Genomic DNA, 22107 nt, shown 5'->3' with positions numbered 1-22107 from the left:
ATCCTCCTCATTCACAGCCGCTCGATTTCGGAAAAAAACGTCGGATAGGAAATATTCACGCTATCCGGCTCCTCGATGATGACGCCCTTCGCCGCCGCACCGAGAACAGCAAGCGACATTGCCATGCGATGATCGCCGTAACTGCTCGCCTGCGCCCTTTGGATCTCTGTTTTTCCATGAATGATAAGCCCATCCTCGCGCTCCTCGATGCTGCCGGGAGCAAGCTTTTGGAACTCCGTCGCAATCGCATGAAGACGATCCGTCTCCTTCACACGCAGCTCACCAGCACCTGTAATGACGGTATCGCCCTCGGCAAAGAGTGCTGCGACGGCGATAATCGGAATCTCGTCGATGAGGCGCGGCATGATCTCCGCACCAAAAGACACACCGCGCAGGGGGGCTGTCTCGACTGTGAGATCCGCCACGCGCTCGCCGCCGCTCGTGCGCTCATTTTGGAGCGTGATATACGCTCCCATCTCTGTAAGCACATCCAGAATGCCCGTGCGCGTCGGATTGATGCCCACATTCCGCAGCAAAAGACTGCTGTCCTCAATGATACTGCCCGCGACGAGGAAGTATGCTGCCGAGCTGATATCCCCGGGCACGGTGATTTCCTCCGGTGCACGATAAGCCCCATCCTCCACTGGGAAAACGGTGACACTCGTCCCCGTGCGCTCCAAACGCACGCCAAAGCCCGCGAGCATCTGCTCCGTATGGTCACGCGATACATATGGCTCTGTCACGGTGGTCGATGCATCCGCATAGAGCCCTGCAAGCAGGATCGCAGACTTGACCTGTGCGCTCGCAACGGGGCTCTCATAGTGGATGCCGCGCAGCTTCTCTCCCGTCGGTACAATCGTAAGCGGGAGGTTGTTGTTTGTATTTCGCCCGTAGATTCGTGCGCCCATCGCAGAGAGCGGCAGGAGCACGCGCCCCATTGGGCGGCGCGTCAGCGATGCGTCACCGCAGAACACCGAGAGGAACGGCTGCGGCGCGAGCAGCCCCATCATGAGGCGCAGCGTCGTCCCCGAGTTTCCTGCATCCAGTACGGTCATCGGTTCTGTCAGTCCATGCAGTCCTTTTCCCGTAACAATCAGTTCGTTTTCGTTCAGAAATTCGACCGTGCTGCCGAGCGCACGCATCACATGAACCGTCGAGAGACAATCCGCCGCATGGAGGAAGTTGCGGATATGCACAGGCGTATCCCCGAGCCCCGCAAACATGACGCTGCGGTGCGAGATGGACTTGTCCCCAGGGATATCAACCGCGCCCCGCCATCCATGCTGCGCGGCTTCAATCATTTTCATCTCAGCCATTCACTTATGCCCCTTCCAAATCCCATACACTGTGGCAGCCGGCGGCATGTCCCATCGAAAACGCTGCCTGCAAATTGTAGCCGCCCGTATAGGCATCCACATCGACCAGTTCACCGACGAAATAGAGATGCTTCACAAGTTTGGATTCCATCGTGCGCGGGTCGATCTCAGGCGTCGTGACACCGCCCGCCGTCACAATCGCTTCGGCAATGGGACGTGTCCCTATGATCGTGAGTGGGAGTGCCTGTAATGTACGCACGAGTCGTTCCCGCTCCTTTGACGAAATCTGTCCGACGACGCGCTCGGGTGAAAGCTCTGCTGCACGAAGAACGGGGGCAATCAGCCGCTTGGGCAGAAGGTCGATCATGCCGTTGTGAAGCTGCTTCTGTTCGTACGCCGTAAAGTCCCGATCCACACGCTCCCGCAATTTCTCATGCGTCAGCGCAGGCTTCAAATTCAGGCGAAGCGAAAGCTCCTTTGCCCCTGACATGAGCAGCTCGGAAGCGCGACGGCTCAGTTGAAGGATGATCGGTCCCGTTACGCCAAAATGCGTAAAGAGCATCTCTCCGAAGAAGTCCTGCTCTTTCTTCCCCGCATGATACAAGGTCGCTCGCACGTTCCGTAGGGACAGCCCCTGAACGTCCTTCACCCACATTTCCTGCGTCACAAGAGGGACAAGTGCGGGAAAAATCGGCACAATCGTATGTCCTGCCGCGTCTGCGAGAGCGTAGCCGTCCCCCGTCGAACCCGTCGCAGGATAGGATGCGCCACCCGTCGCGAGAATCACAGCATCTGCTTCGACCCTCTCACCATCCGCGAGACGCACACCGCATAATTCTCCATGCTCGATGATGAGCGCACTGACTGCCGCATTCGTCTGAATCTCGACCTTTTGATCACGCAGGTATTTCAGCATGGCATCCACGACATCGGCGGCACGATCACTCGTCGGAAAGACACGGTTGCCGCGCTCGGTCTTGAGTGGAACGCCGAGTCCCTCAAAGAATGCCATCACATCCGCATTGTCAAAGGCACGTATACTGCTGTTGAGGAATCTGCCGTTCCCGACAATATTTTTGATGATATCGGGAACATCATCGGCGCTTGTGACGTTGCAGCGTCCTTTTCCCGTAATCATCATTTTGCGGCCGACACGCGGCATCTTCTCGAGCAGCAGAACGCTCCCGCCGCACTCTGCCGCTGCCGCCGCCGCCATCATGCCCGCAGGTCCCGCCCCCACCACAATGATTCTTTTCACGCTCTGTCACCCCCGCAATTTCACGAAGCTCCCGAATCTCCTCTGCCGTCAGATGCCTGTATGCACCGCAGGCAAGTCCGCGCAGTGTCAGTCGTGCAAATCGCACGCGCCTAAGTGCCGCGACACGGCAGCCAATCGCGGCAAACATACGGCGCACCTGTCGGTTGCGCCCCTCATGGATGATCGTTTCGACCACGGTATGCCCATCCTCCACGCGCAATACGCGCAGACGTGCGGGAGCAGTTCTGCCGTCTTCGAGCAGGATTCCACGGCGCAGCTGTTCCAGCCCCTCTGCCGTGACCTCTCCCACTACCTCTGCATGGTAGACCTTGTTGATCTCATAGCGTGGATGGAGCAGCCCCTGCGTCAGTGCTCCATCGTTCGTGATGAGGAGCAGCCCCTCCGTATCGGCATCGAGCCGCCCCACGGGATAGAGCCGCGCAGGGAGATCGGGCAGGAGATCGAGCACCGTTTTGCGCCCCCGATCGTCCCGCACCGTCGAGAGATATCCGCGCGGCTTGTTGAGGAGAATATAAAATCGCTTTTCCTCTGGCTGAATACGGTTGCCATCGACGGCAATCACGTGATGTGCCGCGTCATATTTCGAGCCGAGCTCCGTCACGACAGCACCATCCACACTGACCTGCCCCGCACGAATCATCTCCTCTGCCGCACGGCGTGACGCCACACCCGCATTGCTGAGGATTTTCTGCAATCGTTCTTCCATTTCGCTTCCTATCGCATTTTGACAGCACTTTCGCCCATCAGACGAGTGAGTGCGCTCTGCGCTTCTTTCGAGCCGTCAATCCAATACGTCTCTCCCAGCCTGCGCCATCGTCCCTCACTTTGCACATAGACGGGATGATCTCCCGGATGCGCAGCGAAAATCTCCTGCATCGCCGTCCATAGCGTACGGCGATCAACATTTGTCTGCGGAATCAGGTAGAAAGAAGAGCGATACTCATTCATCCCCCAGATCTCCTCGGCAAGCAGCTTTGGCTCCTCGCCCGTTGTATCGACGCGCCCCTCCACAACGATGATCGCATCCAGCTCCAGAGCGGAGACATGTGCATAGAACACACGCGGAAACACCGTCACCTCAATCTTGCCGCTGAAATCCTCCAACTCCGCAAAGAGCATCGTGTCGCCCTTCTTCGTTGTAAAGCGTTTCGTACTCGTCAGTATGCCGCCGATGCGTACAAGCTGGCGATCCTTGCGCACGGTATTCGGGATCTCACCGATGGAGAGCAGGGCGGAGAGCGTATCACTGTAATCGTCCAGCGGATGCCCCGTGATGTAAAAGCCCGTCGCTTCCTTTTCCCAGGTCAAACGCTCGCGTGCCGTACTCGGCGGAACATCTGCGGAGACGGCAATCTGCTGAACCTCCTCCATCGTTTCCTCGCCAAAGAGACCACCCTGCCCACTCAGCACATCGCGCTGACGACGAGCTGCGTCCTGCATCGCAGCATCGAGGGATGCAAGGAGTTGGTTGCGCTCCGTACCGATGCTGTCAAACGCGCCGCATTTGATGAGGCTTTCAAGCGCACGTTTATTGACCGCACGCATATCAACACGCGCACAGAAATCGACAAGCGAGCGAAACTTCCCGCCCTCTGCTCGTACACGCTCCATGCTTACAATCGCATTCTCGCCGACGTTGCGGACAGCAGCAAGCCCGAAGCGAATAGCGCCATCCTCGATGCCGAACGTCGCCGCACTTGAGTTGATATCGGGCGGCAGGATCTTGATCCCCATCTGGCGGCAGAGCTGAATGTAGACGGGGATCTTGTCCGTCTTGTCCATAATGCTCGTCAGTACACCCGCCATAAACTCCACGGGATAATGTGCCTTGAGATATGCCGTCTGCCATGCAAGCAGACCGTAGGCGGCACTGTGGGACTTGTTGAACCCATAGTCCGCAAAGTGCGTCAAGAGATCAAAGATATGATTCGCCAGCGATGTCTCAAGCCCGTTCTTCGCACAGCCCTGTAAAAAGATTTCCTTCTGTGCCATCAGGAGCTCATGTTTCTTCTTCCCCATCGCACGGCGCAGCAGATCCGCCTGTCCGAGACTGAACCCCGCAAGTACCTGCACAATCTGCATGACCTGCTCCTGATAGAGCACAACGCCGAACGTCTCCTTTAGGATCGACTCAAGGAGAGGATGCATATAGACAACCTCTTTTTTTCCATGCAGACCGTCGATGAAGTCCGTCACCATGCCGCTGCCGAGTGGTCCCGGTCGGTAGAGTGCCACCGTCGGAATAAGATCGACAAAGCCCTTCGGCTGCAGATCCTTGACAAGATTCGTCATGCCCGCCGACTCCATCTGAAAGACTGCTCCTGTATCTCCATCACACAGCATTTGTGATGTTTTCTCATCGACAAGCGGTATCGCATCAACATCCAGTTCAATCCCATGCGATGCACGTACATGACGCACTGTATCTGCAATAATGGTGAGGGTACGCAGCCCCAGAAAGTCCATCTTGAGCAGACCGAGTGCCTCCACATCGTCCTTGTCGAACTCCGTAACGAGCGTCCCCTCCGAGACCCAGACGGGCACCTGGCTCGCAAGCGGCTCCTTCGCAATCACAACACCTGCCGCATGAATGGAGATATTGCGCGGCAGCCCCTCGATCCTTCGCGCAAGGTCGATCACCCTACGAACACTCTCGTCCTCGTCATAGAGACGACGGAAGTCCGACGACTCTTTGAGGGCGCGCTCCAACGTGATGTTTAGTTCCGCAGGAACAAGCTTGGTAATGGCAGATACTTCGCTGAACGACATTTCAAGCACGCGCCCGACATCGCGAATTGCGCCCTTTGCCCCCATCGTTCCGAACGTGGCGATCTGCGCGACATGATCCTCGCCGTAACGCTCCTTGACATACGAAATAACCCGACCGCGATTGATATCATCAAAATCGATATCAATATCCGGCATGGATACGCGTTCGGGATTGAGGAATCGCTCAAAGAGGAGCGCATAGCGCAGCGGGTCAATATTCGTGATCCCCAACAGATAGGCGACAATACTGCCCGCCGCAGAACCGCGCCCGGGGCCGACTTCTACACCGTGTCCACGCGCATAGACAATAAAGTCCCAGACAATTAAAAAATAGCTGGCATATCCCATGCCGTGAATTACGTCCAGCTCATAGTCCAGACGCGTGCGAATCTCGTCCGTAACATCCGCATAGCGTGAGGAAAGACGCTCCTCGCAGAGTGCACGCAGATAGGCATCGTCGCTCTCAAAGTGCTCAGGCAATGGATAAAACGGCAGCTGCAGCTCCCCAAAGGTGAAGTCCACTTGACAGCGTGCGGCAATCTTCGCCGTATTCTCAAGTGCCTCGGGGTAGTCCGCAAAGAGAGCTGCCATCTCCTCCTCTGATTTCAGATAGTAGTCGGGACCGGAAAAGCGCATACGATCGGGATCATTGATCGTCCGCCCCGTCTGCACACAGAGAAGAATGTCATGAAATTCGCTGTCATCCGCATGGACATAGTGCACATCATTTGTAGCAACAAGTCCGATATCGTATTTTTTTGCAAGCTCACGCAGAGCACGGTTGACTGTCTTTTCCTCGGGCAGACCGTGATCCTGAATCTCCAAGAAAAAATTATCCTGCCCAAAGATCTCCACATACTCTGCGACCAGAGCCTCTGCCCGCTCATTGTTCCCGCGCAGGATTGCCTGTGGAATCTCCCCTGCCACACATGCAGAGAGTGCGATAACGCCCTCATGGTATTGACGAAGAAGTTCTTTGTCAATACGCGGCTTATAATAATATCCCTCGATATTTGCGAGGGATATTAGTTCAACCAGATTGCGATAGCCTGTTTCGTTTTCAGCAAGAAGAATCAGATGATAGTATCGAGTTCCGTCTACCTCCGCACGTTCCTGTCGCATGCCCGGTGCCAGATAGACCTCACAGCCGATGACAGGGTGAATCCCCTGCGCCTTTGCCTCCTTATAGAACCGGACAGCACCGTACATGACACCATGGTCAGTAATGGCAACCGAATCCATTCCGAGTTCCTTTGTGCGTCGGATCAGCTCCTTGACACGGCTCGCGCCGTCAAGCAGACTGTATTCCGTATGCACATGCAGATGGGCAAAGGACATTCTGTTCCTCCTTTCTTATGCATTACGCGCGTGTAGTGTTTTTGCAAAAGTCTTCCCAAATCTCCTGATATGCCGTCTCAAGTTCTTCCATATAGTTCTCGACATTCATGAGCGGGGATCGCTTCATATTTGCACGCAGTCCCATATGATACGCCTCCAACAGCTTCGGAGACTCGGCAAGCTGGACGGCACGCCGCACATAGTTGATGTCATTTTCGGCAACGAGTTCACGCACACCTGCATTCGTCAGAATGGACGCACCAAAACGAGAACCGTGCGTGCGCCCACGCAGCGAAATAACGGGAACCCCCATGTAGAGTGCCTCGCACGTTGTGAGTCCGCCGTTGTATGGCGCAGTGTCGAGCGCAATGTCAATGTTCCGATACTGCTCCAGATAGTCCGGACTATACGGACGGAACTCTACACGCGTCAAGTCATAATTCAGCATGGAGAGACGTTTTTTTACAAAATTGATCCCGGAGTCAATACTGCATATCTTCCCCTTGATAACAAGTCTCGAGCCGCGCACAGATTCAAGGATACCGCGCCATAGGAGCAGGATCTCATCCGTAACCTTCGCGAAATTGTTGAATGAGCCAAACGTCACATATCCGTTTTTACGAAGGGGCGGCTCATAGCCTGCCTCCGGCATCGCACGGATTGCCTCGGGGGCATAACAAAGATGTGAATGGGGCAATCTCAGAATGCGCTCCGTAAACCCAGCCTCCGCCTGAATATCCCCCTTCGGAATACAGATTTCGTCCGAAAGAAAATAGTCGATGGCATGAAGCCCCGTTGTATTCGTATACCCGATACCAGAGATCTGAACAGGAGCAGGACGATATGCCATTATTGGCAGTGCATTGTCCTGTGAATGACCGGAAAGATCGACCAGTATATCGATTTTGTCCTCTGCAATCAGACGCGCCGCCGTGCGTGGCGGGCGACCGCGCAGATCACGCCATGTCACGCGTCGCGTGCGAAGCCGCTCCGTCACGGCATCACTGCGCCCCGTAGCGTAGCAGAACACCATAAACTGTTCGCCGTCAAAATGACGCAGCAAAGGTGTCAAAAAGTACGAGACCGAATGCTCACGAAAGTCAGGCGATATGTAGCCGACGCGCAGTTTTTTCTGAGCCGATCTGGAAACATTTCCATGCACATAAGGGCTCACATCCAGCAGCCGATCATAATGTTCCGCCTTGAGACGGCCATCCTTTGCACCGAGATGGCGGTAGTTTCGCATGAAGAGATATTTACTGTAGAGCTCCGCTGCCTCATCTGCTTCATCGGTAAGACGGCTGGACATGAGGAGCTCATGCGCCGCCCCCTTTGCCTCCCCCGCGAGATAGAGTGCATCGGCAAGCCACCCGCGTGCGCGTTTCAGCATCTGATGATAGATGGTGTAGGAGAGATCCTCCTCCCCCAGCACCTTTGCCTTATGCGCCAGCTCCTCAATCAGGTCGGCAAGCAGGGGGATCTCATCGTCCAGACGGAACTCCAACGCGGCAAGTCCTGCCTGCACCATGCGCGCACGCGGATGCCGCGGCTGAACACGCAGCACCTTGCGGGCAAGCTCCTCTGCCTCATCAATGCGTCCACTGTAAAGCGCGACCTCGGCATTGACCGCCATTGCGTCGACATCCCCCGCCACAAGGCGATCCACCTCTTTGGCACAGGCACGCATCCCCTTTAGATCACCATCCGCAGAAAATTTTGTCGCGAGTCTCAGCCAGTTGATCTTTTCCTCCGCCGTGTGCTCTGCCTTTGGCGGCTGCTCCTGCATAGATAAAAACCTCCTTTCCACGCATATTTTGCTTAGACCTCGGGATGCAGCTCTGCACCATACTCATGCAGAAAGATCTTCTGATACCGTTTATATTCCGGCGCAAGCGGCTTCTCACGCGGGCAGTGAATGCACCAAAAATCCTCTTCCTGATTCGGAACAACCACGCGAAACTCATGCCGCTTCATCTCCATACACATCGACGTGTCATAGAGATGCCACCCCGTAAACAGATCCTCACGCCAACGGATACCATACTGTGTCGCGAGGAAGAGCCCATCTACGGCCTCGACATCGATATAGTTGCCCTCCGGCTCCATGCAGTGCGAGTCTACCACGCTCTCCGGCTCGCAGTGATGCAGGACGCGCCCGTAAGTACGCAGGCCATCCCACCAGACACCGGAACGTGGGAGACTGCGGCAGCCAATCATGCCGACAAGACCGATCGTCGGATCTTCAAAGATCGAAAGCAGATCGACAATAATATCCTTATTGACGACAAGCACATCCTGATGCAGATAGATTTTGTATTTTGCGTCGGAGGCACGCGCCCCTTCGTTGTAACCCGCACACATGGAAGCAGCATTGCGTACAGGAATGTATTCGATCGACATGCCACCTGGGATATACAGTGATTTCAAGTACAAAAGGCACTCACTGTACATATCTTCATCGTTGACGCAAGAAATAAATGCTACTTTATTCTGATCCATATCCATAATTTCTCTATTTTTTCCCATGTGCAAATTCTCTCTGCAAGCTGTAATACAACTCCCGATCCACAGGATCAACACACTCCATCGCACTTACACCCAACATCTCATAAATAAATGCATCTCGCCCATCATAGTTCATTGACAAACGACGATAGAACGCTTCTGTATGGACAACAGTCTCACGAACCAAAGAAGCTGCATAGGCAGGAAACACAGAAAAACGATCCAGCAACGCCCACAAGGACTGCACCGAAGACTCTCGCTCTACGTCGTACTCAATTCGGTGAATCAATCGCACCATCTGCTCACGCGCAGCCTTCGTATACATCGATTTGAGGAGCGACAACTCCGGCATGGAGCGATCCGCACGCACAAAATAAAACTCTGTCTCGAGATCATCAAGCTCATTCTCAAAACCGGCAGTGACGAGGCGCTCAATCAGCCCCGTCGGAGCCTCCCGTTTCTGTTGCTGCACACGGATGCTTTTGTAAAAGGACGCGTAAAGAAGATTCTCAAATTCGGCTCTCGTATAGAGACGGGACACAATATTATAATAATGTCCCTCCATTAAATTTTTCAGTACAGACCAGTGGCGTATGTTGCGAAAGCTCGTCAAAAATGCCCCTGTCTCCTTGAGAAACATCGAAAATCCCGCAGCAATATCCTGCGGGTTGTCCGCCTTCTCCAGCGTAAGGTCAGATATGATATAGTCAAAATATCCGCGTGTATATGGAAGCGGAACACTCAGATAATCGAGAATCTGCCAATGAACGCCCGCAGGAACATCCATCTCCATCGCATCCATATCAGCTGTAACAGCATAGAGCTCCGCCCGCGGAAACATTCTGCGCAGCTCCGGCAGATAGCTCAGACTCTCTACGACCAGTACACGCAGCAAAGCAGCATTTGGCTGCAGAAAAGAGAGCAGTTCCGGTCGAATTTTCTCAGCCAAGCGGTGCTCCTCCATTTCACAATAATCGTGACTCTGGAAACATAGACTTTCCTATTATATCACAATCTGTAAAGAGCTTGCAGTCCCTATGCCTCTTTTTCATCCATGGGTCGGTGCGCTGAGGGCATTCGGGGCATTGGAGTCCGGGATGAAGGAAAAGGAACTGACGTTCCGCATCATCCATGCCGAGAGTGAGATCGTCAAGGAGATATGATACGATCCTTTCTCGTTTTTTTCAGCCAATCCAAGAGGAATTGACGGAATGTACGCGCCGCTTCGGTGAGGATGACGGTCTTGTCCTGTATGAGGCAGACCACCTGTCCCGTATCTTTTCCGTCACCGAGTTCCCGCATGACAATGTCCGGCTGTCTGTTCATGACGGCTGCATAGTCATAACCAAGATTGATCGCAGGATTATGACGCAGCAGATCAACAATGAGAGATTCATCGGCGGTTTCGGCTAGAATCTCGATTTTGAGACCGGGCAGGAGGATGTGTTTGTCGATATTGTGACGGAAACAGTGATAGGCGCGTCCTTTACTGATGATCATTTGCCCGTCGAGATCTGTGTAGGTGATACGGCTTTTTTCTGCCAAGGGATGATGCGCAGAGAGACGTGCACAGTAGCGCGAGAAAAAGAGTGCGTCCCCTTGAAAGCGGGTCTGATCAAAAGGGGCGGTGACGATGGCAAAATGACATCGCTTTGTCAGAAGTCCCTCCATTGCATCGTCGTCCGTTGTATCGACAATGCTCAAAATAATGCTCTGATGAGTAGTATGAAAATCCTGTAGAAATTGCGCTCCGAGATAAGAAAAGACGTGATCCAGTGCAAAAATGGTAACGACACTTTTTGAATGGGTGGCGAGGGATTTCATGCTTTCGATGGATTGATATTCATCCAGCATACGTTGAACGTGGGGCAGTAGCGCTGCTGCATAATCGGTCGGAATGATTCCGCGCGGGGTACGGATGAAAAGCGGCTGTCCAAGCTCCTCCTCGAGTGACCGCATCGCTCTGCTGAGACCCTGCCTTGCAACATAAAGATGATCCGCCGCCGTCTGGATATTGCCGCAGCGATAGACCTCAATAAAATACTCCATCTGCTTTCGATTCATCTTCATACCTCCCGTCTCTTTCATCGGTATCTATTCTACCGCAACAATATTGTTGCGGCAAGTCCCATTGTTTTTCTTGCCGTCATTTGTGAAGTACACTATACTATGAACAGATCAACCAAATAATGAACAGGAGAAACACTTATGAAACTCACACAGATTCGCAATGCAACGAACCGTTTGGATTATGCGGGGAAGGTATTTCTGATTGACCCGTGGCTTGCGCCGAAACATCAGCTGTCATTTGTCGATATTCCAGACATGCCGTTCCATGTCCCCGATCCGATGAAGGAGCATCTCCCGATGCCGTTCTATGATTTGCCGATGGATATGGGGCAGATTTTGAGCGGTGTCGACTACTACATCGTTACGCATCTGCATCCCGATCATATTGATATGGCACCGGACGGGACGGTCGGTGCGCCGCTTGATAAGGCGGTGCCAGTCATCTGTCAGTCGGAGGAGGATGCCTCTGTTCTGCGGAGTTCCGGGTTTTCAGAGGTACTCGTCCTGCCGACAAGCGGTATGGAGTTCGGTGCGGCGAGACTGACCCGCGTCCCTGCCCTGCACGGCACCGTTGTTCCGTGTGGTGACGCGATGGGGATTGTGTTTGAGGCACCGGAGGAGAACACCTTCTATTTGACAGGGGATACGGTCTGGTATTCTGGCGTAGCTGAGACACTGCGGAACTATCAGCCTGAGGTGATTGCCCTGAACTGTTGTGCCGCAGAGACCGTGGAAAACGGACGCCTCATCATGAATGATGAGGATGTTCACTGCGTTGCAATGACTGCGCCTAACGCCCGTCTTTATCTGACGCACTTGGACAATGTCGCACATGCTGCGCTTACGAGGCATACACTGCGAGGATGTTTGGCACGTCGCGGCGTGGTGAATTATGATATGCCGTCCGATGGTGCGTCGGTTGAATATAAAGCCGCAACAGTCGGAGCTTAATTCCTGTCATACGGTACATTCCGCACACAAAAGAGATTCCATTCGCCCTACCCAGCGTTTGGAATCTCTTTTCTTTTGCAAAGAATCATTAGGCAACAACCCCTATCCTGTGTTATAATTTTCTTATATTTGAAACGTAGGAGGGAAGGCCGTTGTTTGCAAAGACCTATGGTGCGACGACCCTCGGGATTGACGGACGGATTATCGACGTTGAGGTGGATGTGTCGTCCGGTCTGCCGGGCTTTGAGCTGGTGGGGCTTCCCGATACGTCGGTGAAGGAGTCGAAGGAGCGTGTGCGGACTGCCATTCGCAACTCCGGCATTCAGCTGCGGCAGGAGCGGGTGACGGTGAATCTTGCGCCTGCGGACGTGCGAAAGGACAGTTCGGGGCTTGATCTGCCAATTGCCGTCGGACTCCTGGCATCCTACGGTATGCTTCCCGAGGCGGCGATACAGAGCGCACTTTTCTCAGCGGAGCTTTCTCTCGATGGAAACTGCCGTCCGATCAGCGGCATTCTCCCAATGGCAATCACGGCGCGTGAGCACGGTCTGAGGGAGTTCTATGTTGCTCCCTCCAATGCAGACGAGGCACTCCTCATTGACGGAATAAAGGTCTATGCGGTCGAAAATCTGGCGCAGCTTGTGCGTCATCTGACGGGTGCGGAAACACTAACTCCTTCTGCGCCACACCCCACAGAGCAGAAAAAGGATGCCACCTTCACCGATGACTTTGCCGATGTGCAGGGGCAGTATCAGGCGAAGCGTGCACTTGAGATTGCAGCGGCTGGCGGGCATAATGTCTTGATGGTTGGCGTACCCGGTTCGGGCAAGACGATGCTGGCACGTCGAATGCCTTCGATTCTGCCGGAGCTGACGAAGGAAGAAGCCATCGAGATCACGAAGATTTACAGTATCTCTGGGCTGCTCGGCAAGGATACGGGGCTTGTGACCACGCGCCCCTTCCGCAGTCCGCATCATACATCCTCGACGGTGGCGATGATCGGCGGTGGGAGCATCCCGCGCCCGGGCGAGGTGACGCTTGCCCATCACGGCGTGCTCTTTCTCGATGAGCTGCCGGAGTTCAGCAAGAAGACGCTTGAGGTCCTGCGCGAGCCGATTGAGGATCGCCAGATTACAGTGTCGCGTGCGAACGCAACACTGACGTTTCCCTCTAGTATCATTTTGGTAGCGGCAATGAATCCATGCCCCTGCGGTTTTCACGGAGATAAGGATCATATATGTGAGTGCTCTGCGGGCGAGATCAAGCGATATACACGAAAATTATCAGGACCTTTGCTTGACCGTATCGATCTTCATATCCGTGTGTCGCGTGTGACCTATGCGGATCTTCATGCTACGCGTAAGGCGGAATCCTCCGAATCAATTCAGCAGCGCGTTGTGGCGGCGCGCATCATTCAGTGCAAGCGATTGCAGAGACACGGCCTCTTTTGTAATGCACAGATGAATCACAGCATGATAAAGAAATATTGTCGGCTTGAGCAGGAGGCAGAGCGTTTGCTTGAGGCGGCATTTCACCGTATCAACCTATCGGCGCGTTCTCACGACCGTATCATCAAGGTAGCACGGACGATTGCTGATCTCGGGCAAAGTCCCGTCATCACGGCGGCGCATATTGCGGAGGCAATCCAGCTGCGCTCCGATATTGGGGTGAATATCGAGTGATGTTACAGATGGAGTGTATATAATGGATACGCAAACGAAATATGTAAAACTCGAAATCTTTATTCCGGAGACACATTTTTCGCAGCTTCGGAATGTACTGCGGGCGGTGGGAGCAGGGCAGAGTGGAAACTATGACAGCTGTCTCGCCTATTCGCATGTCATTGGCTCATGGCGTCCACTTGAGGGAGCTTCGCCGTATGAGGGGACAATTGGTGAGCTCTATGAGGCTTCCGAGCTCAAGGTTGAGGTGCGTGTAGATGAGAGCCATTTAGGTGAAACCATGGCGGCAATCCGTGCCGTACACCCATATGAGACACCGGTTATTTTCACGATCCCCCTCTTGGATGAAAACCTAGAGAATCGCTGAAAAATAACGGATAATCACATCGACCTTTGCTCCTACATTTTCTAATCAACAAAAAAGAGATTCCAAATTGTAGTGACTAAAGTTAAACATGAAAGCGTAGGAAAGCAAATTTCTGTGCTTTTTGCTATGCGGCTTGATGTTTGTAACGGTACTGAGCAGGACTGAGCCAACCAAGAGACTTTTTGATACGATACTCGTTATAGTAGACGATTATTTCTCGATCGCCACCTTATTTTACATCCAGTATTTGAACTTACTCATATCCATCGTAATTTTCCGATTTGAATCGAAGGTTTTAAATCTTCGTCTCTGGGAACGGTCTGCAACCTTGCCGACCACCCCCTTGTAGGAATTGTATATACTTTAAGCCTTTACCCATCTCCTGATGGGAGTGAGAGAAACGTGATAGTACTTCGATAGTGCCTCATAGCTTCCGTATCCTGCAAGATATTCCTGCATAATCTTCAGCTTACATGCCCTACCGTATTTTGACATGACAATGCCCCCAAAAGTTAGATTAGCCAAGTCTAACTTTTGGGGGTAGGTCACAATGGAATCTCTTTCATATGAAAAGTGACTACGTTATCAATTAAGAATTTGCTTTAATGTATTCCTTTAACCGTATGATCCTGTCTTCGATATCAATACCATCGTCGTCCTGCTTAATATGAATTGTATCAATGACTTCATCATTCTCATTTTTCCTCCGCAAATACGAATCGTTCGTGCAGATAATATGCTCATCGCCGAAGATGAGCCTTTGCCCCATATCATCTCTCGAGAGATGTGAATCGGAGGCAATCTTCAAGAACGGCAGATATGACCGCCTTCGATGCACTTGACGATTGTCCCGAAACGACACTGCCCACAGAGTTATCCATGCGACGCCCATCCATGAGCACAACTACACGATCATCGCCATTGATTGTCACAATGCTGTGGGTTTGTGTATACTCAAATTCTCCTCCGCGATACCCCGGCGTCTTGATCTGTATCCCCGGAATCTGCCGCAGTGCATCGCTGAGCTGATCATAATGACGTTTCTCAAGCATATCCCGATCAATGATATTCACATCACCGCCCGTGCGATAGTAGGACTGCTCCGTTATAGCATTGCCAAACGGATCTTTGAGCTCACCGGTGACCTCAATATCCTTCGTCGCATATAAAGTTGACGGATCATTCTCCTCGATAGATTCACGCGAAGAAATCTCTTGTGCATGAACATCCCCCCCATACAGGACAGATGATAAGAGAACACCAAGCACTGCACCCTCACGAATTTTCTTTCTCATTTGCTGATTCTCCTTTGACGAAATAACAACCAGTGAATCTATAGAAACAATGTCCAAGTACGAGAACCTACCTGCACTTACATTCTGTTTCCATAATGACGGCACTTCTTAGAAATCATACGACATAGACAGCACCAGACTGCGCGGACCATGCATCGAGACAGATTCCGCAACGGCATCCTGAACAACCCAATACTCCCTGTTCAACACATTAAACACATTGAGTCCCACGCGCAGTGCATCTCCATTCGCAAATGTACGCTTGTACTGCGCCCCGAGATCCAGTCGCCACCACCCCGGTACATGCTTGCTGGCAAGCGGATTCATAGGAGCCTTACTATTCGCCACCATACGCCCCGTCAATGCCCATTCCTCGTTCATCTGATATTGGGTAGAGAGTGTGAAATTCCATTTTGGAATCCCCGCAATCGTTCTACCGTCATCTGCCCCTCCTTTTTGCTTGGCATTCAGATACATGACACCACCAAGAAGACTGAGCTTTGGCATTACCTGTCCGAATACCGTTACTTGTCCCCCTTGATTTTTTTGCCGTCCATTATAACCATACCGATTGTTCGCATCCACATGGAGATTTTCCTGTTCCACGGAAAAAATGCTAAAACTTCCTCCCAGACGCTTGGCGTCCCATTTCACGCCAAGCTCGTATTGCTCGGTGGTCTGTGGCGGCAGATATTCTCCCTTGTTGGCATATCGTCTGCCCACCTTTCTTCCCCTGCCAAGGCTTTCCATATAGTTGGCATAAACCTTCACATGGGGATTTAAGGCGTACATCAATCCGAGATTCGGACTGAACTTGGAACTGTCCTTGTTCGCCTCCGAAACATTTTGATGACGAAGTCCGAGCAAAAAAGACCATTTCTCATCAGCAGTGACCATACGATCGACAAAACTAATTCCCTTCATGACAAAATCGAGACTGCCATCATCATGATACCCCCAATTCGGTGACTTAGGCGGGAGCATTTTATCAAAAGAGGATTTATCGTAAATATTCCCCGTATAGGGAGGAATCAGGTCATCGTAGTAATCTGTATCATACTCAATCCATCCCTCACCCTCCAACCGGTCCGCGCTCAGCGCAATATCGTGACGCATCTGACCGGTATTTGCTTTCAGACGAACGCCACCGGCATATCCACGAAAGGTATTATTCTCCCGAAACATCTCCACACCGACCGTAAAATTTCCTTTTTCATCGGTCAGCTTGGGATAGTACAGAACGGTCACTGGATCCCACTCATCTGTATGATGCCCGAACTTAAAAAACAGTTCTGTCGATGGATTGAGCTGCTGCTCCAAAGAAAATGTCACAATATCATTGGCATGACTGTATTCTCCCCACGAAGGCTGAAAGTTTACATCCCCCTGCGGCGGTTTTGGCAGAGAATGTTTATTCAGTCGGATTCCCGTCTGACATCCTTTGTGGTGCACTTCCCGATGACCAAGCAACAGCTGTGCAGATGTTTTTTCTCCCCGATAATCAATGTTGACAAAGCCATTGTTTTCCTTATATTTTTCATTTCGGAATCGCGTTGTTCCGTCCTCGAGTCCAATATTTGCTCTAACACCCCACTCCTTATTCTTCCCGAAGCGTGTTCCAAGATCTAGTTCATGAACAAAATGGCTCTTCCCGGAAAAAGTTTCCCGGAAGGATATCTTTGTCTCATCTTCCGCAACCTTCGGAACGAGATTCACGGCGCCGGCCGCACTGGCAAAGTACCCCCCTATCCCATTCACCAACGTATTGGGCCCGGAAATGATTTCCACCCTGTCTACAAAATTGGTTGGAACAGACGAAGGGGAGAGCATCCCCGGTACACCATTGATATAATAATGCTGCGAACGCAGACGATAGCCGCGAATATGCACATCATTATAGGTATTGTCGCCATCAGAGGTCACCGTGGGATCCAATGTAAGCACCTCAAGGAGTGTATTTCCAGAAGATCGATTCATATCAATGGATTTTTGCGAGAGGCTCATCACATTAAACGGTACATCCATAAAGTCTGTATTGCCCATAATGCCTAAACTGTTCTTACGTACAATTTGCCCGCCATGGAAAATTTTGTCCTTATAATTGCCATACACAAAAACATCCGGCAGAGAATACGAATACGTGCTTTCAGAGGCTGCGCCATATACGGTCGGCAGATGGACAGCCCCAGCAAGCAGAATACTGAGAAGAGCAACTCTTTTTTTCATAGGAATCATCCTTTCTAACATTCATGTAGATACATGTTATTCTCGATTTGATACGGCCTTTGAAACGCCCCCTTTGGTTTCCATATCGCATTCAATGTCCGGATACAGGCCTTTTGCAAATAGGAAAAGCCCCTTTGCAGTGCGTAGCCCAGGCATATACATAAACTCCACAGGAATCGGGTAGACGCGATTTCCCTGCACGGCTTTGAGCGAACGGTATTCCGGATGATGCATCAACTGATCTGCAAAAGAAGCCGTATGATCATCAAAATATTCCACAAAGATAATATCTGGATCTAAGATCAATAAAGTCTCCGCATCACGAAACTGCATATCTGTCACCATACGAGCGCCAAGTGTGCTCAGAAAATCACCAACGAGCCAATGCGCATTATAGTTGATCACATATTTTGACGGAGCCCCCTCCAGAACGATTACCCGATCCTGTCTCTTCCCCGCTGTTTGTTCTTGTATCTGCCCAATCTGAGCGGAAATGTCTGCTGCAATTGCCTCAGCTTTTTCCGGACAGCCAAACACGATACCAACATCACGTATGTATCGGAGTTCTTTTTCGATAGTCTGTTTCTCTCTGGTATTTGATGTTATAGGAATATAGGTATTTACACCTCGTTGATGCCACCATTCTGTAGACTGGAGTCTCCGCTCAGAAAATGCGGATTGACGTGCAAAAATCAGATCTGGTTCCGTTGCCAGAATCATTTCCAAACTTACACGCTCAGGAGCAATTTCCTTTATCTTGGCAAATTCCTCCGGATACCGCTCCTGTAAATCAACCGTGTGTGGAGGCTCCATACAGGCTAGTACAATTCGATCAGCCAATCCCAAAGCCAAGAGGATTTCAATGTTGTTCCAATCCATTACCACAACCCGTTGCGGTTCACTCGTGATGATCAACATTTCCTGCTGTCCATGTGAGTTATAGGTCTGCACACAGCGTGCTGCCGTCTGCATCTCCGGCAGAACATCATGAATTGATAAGGATGTTGCTGTAAATTGACGTAAAATTAAAATCGTGCAAAATATCACAGCGAGAAGAGAAAAAACTATCCTTATATCCGATATATGCTTGCATCTGCGACGTTGACACATCAGATCATCTCCCCCTCCCTCTGCCTGGTCCAGAGCCCCCTTTTTCTCGATGTGCTTCACAACAAAAATTGCATGTATTATAGAATGAAAAAACCTTCTTGCTCTCCGGCAAAAAGGCATATGTAATACACAAAAAAATCGCGCCTTCCTGTCTCTCGCAGGGACGATACAGCGTTCCGATCGGGCAGTTCTTCTGGCTCTGCATCATCATCTTCCCCGCCTTCCCGGTTTCCCAGTGGCATCATGGGGTCGACTCCGCATTACAGCTGCGGGACAGCGCAGGTTTCTCACCTGCTTCTCTATTGAGCGCAATGCGCACCCGATCGGCAAAATATTTAATTATAATTCGACTCTTAAGAATCACATGTATGGTATCATATCCAAAATTATATGTCAATAAACAAAAATTAGTAATAAAATGAAATCAAATAATTTTATGTGTTTTCTTCTGCCGAGGAAATAAATCCTCAACAGGATGGAGTACACTTTTATTATCATCAAAAATTCACTTCATTGCATGTCTCGTAAGGGGAACTGTCAATGGAGAATTTCTTTAGACAATTAAAGCTATGAACGTATTTACATAGCTGCGAGGGACGCAAGACAGCGATCGAGGAATAACATCGTCCACTATAACAAGCACCATATTAAACAGGTCTTTTGGCCGGCTAAGTCCTGCGCAGCACCGTAGCAAACATCAAACTGCATAGCAAAAAGCGCAGGAAATTACTTTCCTACGCTTTCAGGTCTAACTTTTTGGGGGCATCATATACGGCAAAGTATGACGGATGAAATCTCGCATATTCAGGGTAAGTGTTAGATCTTTTGCTCTTGCAATGGCAGCGCCGTTCTCCGTTGTTGCCGTTGCATATCCTCCCTCAACATTGCCCGTGATCTCCGAATGATTGATGAGTACGTTGTTTTCATTCGTCTCCGCCGTAACATGCTCCGTCCCCGCTGTGGAGAAGGCATAGCCGTATCCACAGCGCACAGTTCGCATGACCTCGCCGCCATTCACTGTGACGGTGTTCTTATTTGCGGAGGCAATGACTTCGCTCTGCCCAGTGTTGGAGTTTGCATAGCTTGTCGCACCTGCCGAAGGGCCGTCGATGTCACCATCGTTGATCGTCAGGGTATTACCGGAGGTGTATGCCCGCGCATAGGGAGCCGATGCCTCCGCGTTGACACTGGCAAGCGCACCAAAGAGCCCACCATACTCACTCTGCTGGGTATTGCCGCCATTAAACACAACCGAGGCACCTGTTACAGTTGCCATGCCTCCATTTTTTAGATAGATGGATGCTCCCGTGACATCCCCCATTGTACCGCTATAGATGATCGCCGTACCGCCCTTGAGGACAAGCGTCTTCACCTCGTCTGAGCCAAGCCAGGAGCCGGCGACACGGCAGTATTTGTAGTAGGAGGAAGAAGATGGATCTCCGATGACCGGCTTCGTCTCGTCGGCAGCATTTGGCGTTCCAACGACGATGTTTCCGACACCGCCCGTAATATTTGCGGCGATCCCCTCTGTCGTGGTGACCATATCCTCCGTGACCGGTTCCGTAACAACAACGGGCGCAGCCGATGCGGCTGCAGCCGACAGGGCGAGACCACCGCACGTGAGCGCGGATAAAATACGATGAATCAATTTTTTGTCTGGTGACTTTTGCATAGTGTGGGACTCCTTTCTCACAACAAGCGTAAAAGTCATCTTTTCATTTCTCATGCAGCCGTCAGACCAAAGATGATGCCTGGCGAATTGGCGATTACAAGCGGCCAGTCGCGATGCTCTTTGAAAAATCCATATCCAACCCACATCGTGCAGTTGATGAATGCGACGAAGGCTGAATCCAGTCCCCCTGATGACCGGACAGATTTCCAAGAATCTGCGGAATATAGGAAACGTACATACAGATGGACAGACCGGAGGCAATCACGCCAACAATTTTCATCTTGTTTTTTCGGCTTTCTCCCCAAGCTGCACAGTCTCCTTTTCCAGATGCCCGCCTCAGCTTCTGCTTTTTTCAATACTTCTTCCATATGGTGTCCTCCCCCAAAAAGGTCAATAAAACTTCCCCCCACTATTGTACCACAAACATCTCAATTGATATATATTCCCAAGTGTATACCGATCTACTCAATGCTCCCTAGAACAATTCCCCCTCGGCGATACGTCCGAGGAGCTCCTTCGACGGGATGAAGAAGAGCTGCCCCTTTTCGGCGGTCGAATACTCGAGCAGACGGTCATCCTGCGTGAACATATTGGTAACCATCTGCCGTGTCACATCCCAGTGACGCGCGTAGCCGATGAAATAGGTGCCGCGCACCCCCTCACCCGGATTTGCAAAGACGACGTTCATACGCACAATCTTGTGCTCCTCGCCGTCGCGGTTGTCCTGCGAGATGACGTTGTGCGCACGCGGATCCTTCTCCTCGTCGGAGAGTTCGAGATCACTGTATTTCCTGCGGCCGACGTACTTCTCCTGCACCTCGGTCGGGAGTGCCCTCCATGCGTCGAGGTCGTGAACATACTTCTGCGCGAAGGCATAGGAACCGTTGATGAACTCCGGATCCTCCGCGCCGATGATCGCCCACTCCTTTGCCTCCTCACCGACGGGATTCTCCGTTCCGTCAATGAAGTCAATGATTGCACGACCCTCAAGATAGTGAAAACCGTGGGTCTCATCCACTACGTCTACGACAGGACGCAGGAAGCCCATGATCTGATCGACGACGAGATAGCTTGTCGCCGCCTGACCCGCACGCACATGGAGGAAGAGATCAGCAGATGTCGCCGGTGCTGTGTGGTGTTCGCCGTTTACCCCCTGGAAATCCTCGAGTTCCTTCGGCTTCTTTGCCGTGGGAAAGAGATATTCCCACGCACGGTTGCTGAACCCAAACGAGAGCTTCACCGTCTCCGGTGCGACGCGGATGTTCATCGAGCGCTGAATCGCCTCCATCCGATCCGCCATGTCGGCGATGATCTCCCGCTCCTTCTCAATGTCCTCACGCTTCAGTGAGAGCATGACAAAGATGACACTCTCCCCCGCATCCTTGAAGACATCCTGCGCCAGATTTGCATTGACCTCCATAGGTCTCCCTCCTATACCCTATCATACATCCAACTTCCAGTTTTATTGTACGACGTTTCTCCACGTAAGACAAGAAAAAAACATCGACAAAGGAAAACGCCGCTGAT

General features: G+C 51.7%; 17 protein-coding genes, 1 pseudogene and 1 riboswitch. Of the genes and pseudogenes, 4 read left to right on the top strand and 14 right to left on the bottom strand.

The features are described 5' to 3' along the window. Positions 1-11 precede the first annotated feature (11 nt). The 7 genes and pseudogenes from aroA to HMPREF9334_RS01070 all read right to left on the bottom strand — a co-directional run bounded on the left by aroA (position 12) and on the right by HMPREF9334_RS01070 (position 10156). Positions 12-1316 (bottom strand): 3-phosphoshikimate 1-carboxyvinyltransferase, encoded by a 1305-nt coding sequence (gene aroA, locus HMPREF9334_RS01100; RefSeq protein ID WP_006691665.1) that lies wholly within the window; start codon positions 1314-1316, stop codon positions 12-14. A gap of 4 nt (positions 1317-1320) precedes the next feature. Beyond that, complete coding sequence (locus HMPREF9334_RS01095; RefSeq protein ID WP_006691664.1) at positions 1321-2574, bottom strand: BaiN/RdsA family NAD(P)/FAD-dependent oxidoreductase; 1254 nt, start codon at positions 2572-2574, stop codon at positions 1321-1323. A 58-nt stretch (positions 2575-2632) separates the two neighbouring features. Continuing rightward, a pseudogene (locus HMPREF9334_RS01090) lies at positions 2633-3301 on the bottom strand (pseudouridine synthase); the annotation flags it as partial. An 8-nt stretch (positions 3302-3309) separates the two neighbouring features. Continuing rightward, positions 3310-6702, bottom strand: coding sequence for a DNA polymerase III subunit alpha (locus HMPREF9334_RS01085; RefSeq protein ID WP_006691663.1), 3393 nt, complete (start codon positions 6700-6702; stop codon positions 3310-3312). A 22-nt stretch (positions 6703-6724) separates the two neighbouring features. Beyond that, positions 6725-8488, bottom strand: a complete 1764-nt coding sequence (locus HMPREF9334_RS01080) for an O-linked N-acetylglucosamine transferase, SPINDLY family protein (protein ID WP_039957084.1) — start codon at positions 8486-8488, stop codon at positions 6725-6727. 32 nt (positions 8489-8520) lie between these two features. Further along, positions 8521-9207 carry a glycosyltransferase family protein gene (locus HMPREF9334_RS01075; RefSeq protein WP_006691661.1) on the bottom strand — a complete coding sequence of 229 codons (687 nt, stop codon included), beginning with the start codon at positions 9205-9207 and terminating at the stop codon, positions 8521-8523. 7 nt (positions 9208-9214) lie between these two features. After that, positions 9215-10156 carry a hypothetical protein gene (locus tag HMPREF9334_RS01070; protein ID WP_006691660.1) on the bottom strand — a complete coding sequence of 314 codons (942 nt, stop codon included), beginning with the start codon at positions 10154-10156 and terminating at the stop codon, positions 9215-9217. 88 nt (positions 10157-10244) lie between these two features. Here HMPREF9334_RS01070 and HMPREF9334_RS12770 point away from each other — a divergent pair, with 88 nt between their 5' ends. Then, complete coding sequence (locus HMPREF9334_RS12770; RefSeq protein ID WP_281042381.1) at positions 10245-10370, top strand: hypothetical protein; 126 nt, start codon at positions 10245-10247, stop codon at positions 10368-10370. On the opposite strand, the gene HMPREF9334_RS01065 is transcribed toward HMPREF9334_RS12770, so the two are convergent. Next, a complete protein-coding gene (locus HMPREF9334_RS01065; RefSeq protein WP_039957080.1) occupies positions 10357-11295 on the bottom strand; it encodes a LysR family transcriptional regulator in 939 nt (312 codons plus the stop codon). The two genes, HMPREF9334_RS12770 and HMPREF9334_RS01065, sit on opposite strands and share 14 nt — an antisense overlap. A 120-nt stretch (positions 11296-11415) precedes the next feature. Between HMPREF9334_RS01065 and HMPREF9334_RS01060 the strand changes: the two genes are divergently transcribed. The 3 genes from HMPREF9334_RS01060 (at position 11416) to cutA (ending at position 14277) form a co-directional block, all read left to right on the top strand. Continuing rightward, positions 11416-12228, top strand: coding sequence for an MBL fold metallo-hydrolase (locus tag HMPREF9334_RS01060; protein ID WP_006691658.1), 813 nt, complete (start codon positions 11416-11418; stop codon positions 12226-12228). A gap of 152 nt (positions 12229-12380) precedes the next feature. Beyond that, on the top strand, positions 12381-13910 hold the full coding sequence (locus tag HMPREF9334_RS01055) for a YifB family Mg chelatase-like AAA ATPase (RefSeq protein ID WP_006691657.1): 1530 nt from the start codon (positions 12381-12383) through the stop codon (positions 13908-13910). A 22-nt stretch (positions 13911-13932) separates the two neighbouring features. Further along, positions 13933-14277, top strand: coding sequence for a divalent cation tolerance protein CutA (cutA, locus tag HMPREF9334_RS01050; RefSeq protein ID WP_006691656.1), 345 nt, complete (start codon positions 13933-13935; stop codon positions 14275-14277). Between the two features lie 770 nt (positions 14278-15047). Here cutA and HMPREF9334_RS01030 read toward each other — a convergent pair. The 6 genes from HMPREF9334_RS01030 to HMPREF9334_RS01005 all read right to left on the bottom strand — a co-directional run bounded on the left by HMPREF9334_RS01030 (position 15048) and on the right by HMPREF9334_RS01005 (position 22000). Further along, complete coding sequence (locus HMPREF9334_RS01030; protein WP_006691655.1) at positions 15048-15572, bottom strand: TonB-dependent receptor; 525 nt, start codon at positions 15570-15572, stop codon at positions 15048-15050. A 108-nt stretch (positions 15573-15680) separates the two neighbouring features. Next, positions 15681-17798 carry a TonB-dependent receptor gene (locus tag HMPREF9334_RS11315; RefSeq protein WP_006691654.1) on the bottom strand — a complete coding sequence of 706 codons (2118 nt, stop codon included), beginning with the start codon at positions 17796-17798 and terminating at the stop codon, positions 15681-15683. A 36-nt stretch (positions 17799-17834) separates the two neighbouring features. Then, positions 17835-18968, bottom strand: a complete 1134-nt coding sequence (locus HMPREF9334_RS01020; protein WP_169311772.1) for an ABC transporter substrate-binding protein — start codon at positions 18966-18968, stop codon at positions 17835-17837. A 106-nt stretch (positions 18969-19074) separates the two neighbouring features. Continuing rightward, a riboswitch (cobalamin riboswitch) is annotated at positions 19075-19246 on the bottom strand. A 410-nt stretch (positions 19247-19656) separates the two neighbouring features. Then, on the bottom strand, positions 19657-20580 hold the full coding sequence (locus HMPREF9334_RS01015; RefSeq protein ID WP_039957069.1) for a hypothetical protein: 924 nt from the start codon (positions 20578-20580) through the stop codon (positions 19657-19659). Between the two features lie 50 nt (positions 20581-20630). Then, a complete protein-coding gene (locus HMPREF9334_RS01010; RefSeq protein WP_245535199.1) occupies positions 20631-20948 on the bottom strand; it encodes a PQ-loop repeat-containing protein in 318 nt (105 codons plus the stop codon). Positions 20949-21055: 107 nt separating this feature from the next. Then, entirely contained in the window at positions 21056-22000 is a 945-nt protein-coding gene (locus HMPREF9334_RS01005) for a Dyp-type peroxidase (protein ID WP_006691650.1), read from the bottom strand. Positions 22001-22107 lie beyond the last annotated feature (107 nt).

This window comes from Centipeda infelix ATCC 43532 (genome assembly GCF_000234095.1).
GTDB classification, from domain to species: Bacteria; Bacillota; Negativicutes; order Selenomonadales; family Selenomonadaceae; genus Centipeda; species Centipeda infelix.
The sequence above is the reverse complement of the archived record's forward strand: the minus strand, read 5'-3'. Positions and strand labels throughout refer to the sequence as shown.

Excerpts from the sequence above, each read along its gene's own strand:
- aroA (WP_006691665.1), bottom strand. The coding sequence starts at position 1,316 with ATGGCTGAGATGAAAATGATTGAAGCCGCGCAGCATGGATGGCGGGGC.
- HMPREF9334_RS01085 (WP_006691663.1), bottom strand. The coding sequence starts at position 6,702 with ATGTCCTTTGCCCATCTGCATGTGCATACGGAATACAGTCTGCTTGAC.
- HMPREF9334_RS01080 (WP_039957084.1), bottom strand. The coding sequence starts at position 8,488 with ATGCAGGAGCAGCCGCCAAAGGCAGAGCACACGGCGGAGGAAAAGATC.
- HMPREF9334_RS01075 (WP_006691661.1), bottom strand. The coding sequence starts at position 9,207 with ATGGATATGGATCAGAATAAAGTAGCATTTATTTCTTGCGTCAACGAT.
- HMPREF9334_RS12770 (WP_281042381.1), top strand. The coding sequence starts at position 10,245 with ATGCCTCTTTTTCATCCATGGGTCGGTGCGCTGAGGGCATTCGGGGCA.
- HMPREF9334_RS01065 (WP_039957080.1), bottom strand. The coding sequence starts at position 11,295 with ATGAAAGAGACGGGAGGTATGAAGATGAATCGAAAGCAGATGGAGTAT.
- HMPREF9334_RS01060 (WP_006691658.1), top strand. The coding sequence starts at position 11,416 with ATGAAACTCACACAGATTCGCAATGCAACGAACCGTTTGGATTATGCG.
- cutA (WP_006691656.1), top strand. The coding sequence starts at position 13,933 with ATGGATACGCAAACGAAATATGTAAAACTCGAAATCTTTATTCCGGAG.
- HMPREF9334_RS01030 (WP_006691655.1), bottom strand. The coding sequence starts at position 15,572 with ATGAGAAAGAAAATTCGTGAGGGTGCAGTGCTTGGTGTTCTCTTATCA.
- HMPREF9334_RS11315 (WP_006691654.1), bottom strand. The coding sequence starts at position 17,798 with ATGAAAAAAAGAGTTGCTCTTCTCAGTATTCTGCTTGCTGGGGCTGTC.
- HMPREF9334_RS01015 (WP_039957069.1), bottom strand. The coding sequence starts at position 20,580 with ATGCAAAAGTCACCAGACAAAAAATTGATTCATCGTATTTTATCCGCG.
- HMPREF9334_RS01010 (WP_245535199.1), bottom strand. The coding sequence starts at position 20,948 with ATGGAAGAAGTATTGAAAAAAGCAGAAGCTGAGGCGGGCATCTGGAAA.
- HMPREF9334_RS01005 (WP_006691650.1), bottom strand. The coding sequence starts at position 22,000 with ATGGAGGTCAATGCAAATCTGGCGCAGGATGTCTTCAAGGATGCGGGG.